The organism is Oleiphilus sp. HI0061, assembly GCF_001635675.1.
This window is the reverse complement of sequence record NZ_LWFE01000555.1, coordinates 1-769: the sequence shown is the minus strand read 5'-3', so window position 1 is coordinate 769 and position 769 is coordinate 1. Positions and strand designations below refer to the sequence as shown.

The window sequence follows — 769 nt, the reverse complement described above, 5'->3', positions numbered from 1 at the left end:
CTGCGTAAACAGCACTATCGATTACTGTAAGCAACGAGAGACCTTCGGTCAGCCTCTGATTAATAATCAGGTAATTCACTTCCGCTTTGCAGAATTACAAACTGAAATCGAAGCCCTTCGAGCCCTGACTTATCAGGCAGTTGAAGGTTATATCAACAAGCAGGATGTCAGCAAGCTTGCTTCTATGGCGAAGCTAAAAGCAGGCCGCTTGGGCCGAGAAGTAACCGATTCTTGTTTACAATATTGGGGTGGCATGGGTTACATGTGGGACAACGAAGTATCTCGCGCCATGCGTGACGTACGCCTAGTATCTACTGGCGGCGGTGCAGATGAAATCATGCTCGGCATTATCTGCAAGCTAATGGGTATTTTACCCGGCAAGAAGAAGTAAACCCTTCCTCGTCATCCCGGCATTCTTTTTAGCCGGGATCTATTATGTAAATTATTAAATGACGAAGAGATCACTAACTATGACTTTACCAGAAACCGAAACACTATTACTTGAACAGCGAGACCATGAACTGCATATCACACTCAACCGCCCTAAAACTCGCAATGCGATGAGCCTAAAAATGGTTAAAGAGTTAATGGCTGTGTTTGAAAGTATTCAAACACAGGAAGACATTCGTGCAGTAGTATTACGGGGCGCAGAAGGCCACTTCTGCGCTGGCGGCGATATTAAAGATATGGCAGGTGCCCGTATGGCGGAAGGCTCTAAAACTGCTGATCAAAACGACCCGTTCTACGAGCTGAACCGCGAATTTGGACG

At 46.2% G+C, this 769-nt stretch carries 2 protein-coding genes; both read left to right on the top strand.

Features of this window, described 5'->3' with window-relative positions; genetic code table 11:
- Positions 1-391 (top strand): acyl-CoA dehydrogenase family protein (locus A3735_RS07220; RefSeq protein ID WP_197485737.1); only part of this gene is annotated, 391 nt, incomplete at its 5' end.
- A 79-nt stretch (positions 392-470) separates the two neighbouring features.
- Positions 471-769, top strand: a 299-nt coding sequence (locus A3735_RS07215) for an enoyl-CoA hydratase/isomerase family protein (RefSeq protein ID WP_197485736.1), incomplete at its 3' end; no start/stop codon positions are given.